Below are 3,823 nucleotides of genomic sequence, written 5' to 3' on the forward strand. Positions count from 1 at the left end.
AATTTGGAATTTCTATCTAATCTGTCCACTAAAAGATGTGGGTAATGATTAGGCCAAGGGGGGACATCAATTGAGTAGCGACAGAGCACTAGCCACGACTCACTACTAATAGAGACTGGGAGGGGATAAGGAGATGGCGAGAAGTGAGTAACCAGTAGTAAGGGAAATATATATTTCCCTATATACTCGTTACTCACTACTCGCTACTAAAAGAGTGAATACTCATATCCCTGTATTATTAAATGAGATATTAGAATATCTACAAATTAAGCCTGATGGTATTTATATCGATTGCACCTTAGGTGAAGGAGGACACTCAGAGGCGATTTTACAAAAGGGTGGTCAGATTATAGGTATTGAGCAGGATGGGGAGATTCTGGAGATAGCTAAGAAGAGATTAGGTCCGAAGAATATTATTTTTGTTCACGATAATTTTAAAAACATAAAAGAGATTTTAGCCAGTTCCATTTTAATAAAGGGGAGAGCTTCTGCCTCTATTGATTCTGTTAATGGTATTTTATATGATTTAGGTGTAAGTTCAGTTCATTTTGAGTCAAAAACACGCGGGTTTAGTTTTAGATTTGATGCAGATTTAGATATGCGGTTAGATTTAAGAAATAAGGTTACGGCTAAAGATTTAGTTAATTCCCTGTCGGTAAACCAATTAAAAGAGATTATATTAAAATATGGTGAGGAACATCGGGCAGAGAAAATAGCTCAGGCAATTGTTAAAAACAGACCAATCCACACAACATTTGAACTAATCAAGGTCATTGAACCGATTATCGGATATAAAAAGATTCATCCAGCAACAAAGGTATTTCAAGCATTAAGAATAGCGGTTAATCAGGAATTAGATGTCCTGGATGAATCATTAGATAAGGCGATATTATTATTAAAAACAGGCGGAAGGCTTTTAGTTATTTCATTTCATTCACTTGAAGACCGTCTTGTGAAACACAAATTTCGTAAATGGGCAAAGGAAGGATTAGCTAAAATTATAACTAAAAGTCCAATTAGACCAACTTACGAGGAGAGAAAAGTTAATCCGCGAGCAAGAAGTGCAAAATTCAGGGTAATCGAAAAAACTTAGTCTTTAGTTATACACCATTTATGTCGATATTAAAATTAAGGACGATAAAAGCAAGTAATCGGTTAATTGGTAACTAATTACCAGTTACCAATTACCAGTTACCAAAAAAAGGGAGGGAAAAAAATGACTGAAATTGCAATAACCTATTGGCATATGTTTCAGAAGAAGGGGGATAAATTGATAGTTCTACTTGGAAGGCATCGTAAAGCTGAAATAAAAAAAGTTGTCAGAAGTTATTTATCGACAATTATAGGAATATTTATAGTCGGATTTATGTGGGTATTTACCCAAATTCATATTACCTCAATGGGTTATACCATATCTCTGCTTCAAAATAAAGTGCATCAATTAGAGAATTTCCAGAGGATGCTTTTAGTCGATATTGCAAGTTTGCGTTCGCCGGACAGAATTGATAATATGGCAAGACAGATGGGATTAACTATCCCGGATGAGGTTAAAATTGTCTGTTTACCACAACCTCAGTATTTAGTTGAAAATAAACCGATTAATCTTTTTAAATTCGGAATAAACTTTTTCAAACTTAACAAAGCCGAGGCGTGGAGTAAAGGGAGAGTGGAGTAATGTGAAGTATTGGTAAAAAATCTGGGGGTGTCTTAATCTAGCATAAAGGTTAAAATAGTGTATAGGGTTCTGCAAAATAGGATTTGAGGGAGACAACAAATAAATATCAAATATTAAATATCAAAATGCAAAATTACAAATCAAATTTCAAAGAGGAAGTAGCAGGGTTTCTCAAAGAGTTGGAGGAGTTTGGTAATATCTTTGCTTCAAGTATTTTAACGCTGAAAGGAAAGAGATAATTTTACTGAACTTTGGCAAAGATAGTTGATAGTTTATAGTTGATAGTTTATAGTTGAAGGACTATAAACTATACACTATACACTATAAACCCTAAACTATAAACTATACACTATAAACTATAAACTATACACTATACACCCTAAACTATAAACGAGTTTTGCATTTTGCTCTTTGAAGGAAATCCCTTTTGGACACCAAATCTGCATAGATTTCACTATTAGAGTTATTTTCAGACACCACCAAAAATCTGGGGGGAATTAATGAATTTACAAGAGTTAGTCTCTAAATTAAAAGAAAAACAAATTATCGGCAATAAAGATGTTGAAATAACCCACCTTACCACTTCTTCAAAAAATGTAGTTTTTGGGTCTTTATTTATCTGTATAAAAGGGTTTCGGGTTGATGGGCATAATTATATTGAGGAAGCCATTGAAAAAGGGGCAAAAGCCATTCTGGTATGTGAGGATGTTCCAATTTTATCCGGCGTAACTTATATCAAAGTCACGGATACTCGCCAGGCAACTTCCATAATCGCAGATACCTTCTATGATTCTCCGTCTTCAAAATTTCAATTAATTGGTATTACTGGAACTAATGGTAAAACCACCATTGCTTATCTTATTGAATCCCTTTTAAAAACTGCAGGCTATAAACCGGCTCGTTTTTCGACGATTAGCTATAAAATAGGCGAATTAGAAATTCCTGCAGGACAGACTACTCCAGAGGCATTAGAATTACAACAAATGCTCGCCCAGGCAGTAGAAAATGCAGTAACCCATGTCGTTATGGAAATCTCCTCTCATGCCTTAGCCCTTTCTCGAACCGCAAATTGTGACTTCGATTATGCTATCTTTACTAATATCACCCAGGACCACTTAGACTTCCATAAGACTATGGATGATTATTTAACCGCGAAAATAAAATTATTTAAAGAATTAAAGCCTCAAGGAATAGCAATAATTAATTTAGACGACGCCCACAGCCAGAAGATTATCTCCAATACCCGTGCCAAAACAATTACCTATGGATTATCTGATAAGGCACAAATCTATGCCGAAAAGGTTATGTCAACAAAGAGAAATACCTCTTTTTTTTTTACTATCCAGAACTAAAACGGACGCCGAGTCAGATAAATTTAAAATTAGTAGGCGGGCATAATGTTTATAATGCCTTAGCGGCTATTGGATATGGGTTAGTTGAGGGAATAGACATTCAAACCATTAAACAAGGCATTGAGAGTTTATCTGGAGTTAGAGGCAGATTTGAATTGGTTGAAAAAGGACAGGATTTTACCGTAGTCATTGATTATGCCCATACCCCGGACGGGCTACAAAATGTGATATTATCAGCTAAAAGACTTAATCCAAAGAGAATTATTACTATTTTTGGTTGTGGCGGAGATAGAGATAGAGAGAAAAGACCACAAATGGGTAAAATCGCCACAGACCTGAGTAATTGGACGATAATTACCAGTGATAATCCAAGAAATGAAGACCCAGAGGCGATTATTAAAGAAATTGAGGCAGGAATTGAAGGTAAGGCATACGAAGTGGTAATCGACCGAGACCAGGCAATCACCAGGGCATTAGATTACGCAAAACAAGGAGACCTAATCCTTATTGCTGGTAAAGGACATGAGACTTACCAGATATTTAAAGATAAAACAATACATTTTGATGACCGCGAGGTTGTGGAAAAATTATTGAAAAACTATTAACCGTTCAGCCACAGAGGCACAGAGTTCACAGAGAATTAAGGGAATTAGTCACAAATGGATACGAATTAACCTCTGACATCCCATAAATGTAGGGCGAACCTTATTGCTTTTTCATAAATAGGTTCCTCTTTTGGGGAGAGCGATAGCAAGAAGAACTTTAATGTAAATATCAAAATGCAAATATCAAAATT

The 3,823-nt window shown here is 35.4% G+C and carries 4 protein-coding genes; all 4 read left to right on the top strand.

Features of this window, described 5'->3' with window-relative positions:
• Window positions 1-214: 214 nt before the first annotated feature.
• The 4 genes from rsmH to AB1422_17730 all read left to right on the top strand — a co-directional run bounded on the left by rsmH (window position 215) and on the right by AB1422_17730 (window position 3,632).
• On the top strand, window positions 215-1,093 hold the full coding sequence (gene rsmH / locus AB1422_17715; GenBank protein ID MEW6621141.1) for a 16S rRNA (cytosine(1402)-N(4))-methyltransferase RsmH: 879 nt from the start codon (window positions 215-217) through the stop codon (window positions 1,091-1,093).
• 123 nt (window positions 1,094-1,216) lie between these two features.
• Entirely contained in the window at window positions 1,217-1,675 is a 459-nt protein-coding gene (locus tag AB1422_17720; GenBank protein MEW6621142.1) for a hypothetical protein, read from the top strand.
• Window positions 1,676-2,175: 500 nt separating this feature from the next.
• Window positions 2,176-3,027, top strand: coding sequence for a UDP-N-acetylmuramoyl-L-alanyl-D-glutamate--2,6-diaminopimelate ligase (locus tag AB1422_17725; protein MEW6621143.1), 852 nt, complete (start codon window positions 2,176-2,178; stop codon window positions 3,025-3,027).
• 68 nt (window positions 3,028-3,095) lie between these two features.
• Window positions 3,096-3,632, top strand: coding sequence for a cyanophycin synthetase (locus AB1422_17730; protein ID MEW6621144.1), 537 nt, complete (start codon window positions 3,096-3,098; stop codon window positions 3,630-3,632).
• Window positions 3,633-3,823 lie beyond the last annotated feature (191 nt).

The organism is bacterium (assembly GCA_040757115.1).
GTDB lineage: Bacteria > UBA9089 > CG2-30-40-21 > CG2-30-40-21 > SBAY01 > JBFLXS01.

Bases quoted from the DNA above. Each gene is read 5' to 3' on its own strand.
- AB1422_17720 (MEW6621142.1), top strand. From the start codon at position 1,217: ATGACTGAAATTGCAATAACCTATTGGCATATGTTTCAGAAGAAGGGG.
- AB1422_17725 (MEW6621143.1), top strand. From the start codon at position 2,176: ATGAATTTACAAGAGTTAGTCTCTAAATTAAAAGAAAAACAAATTATC.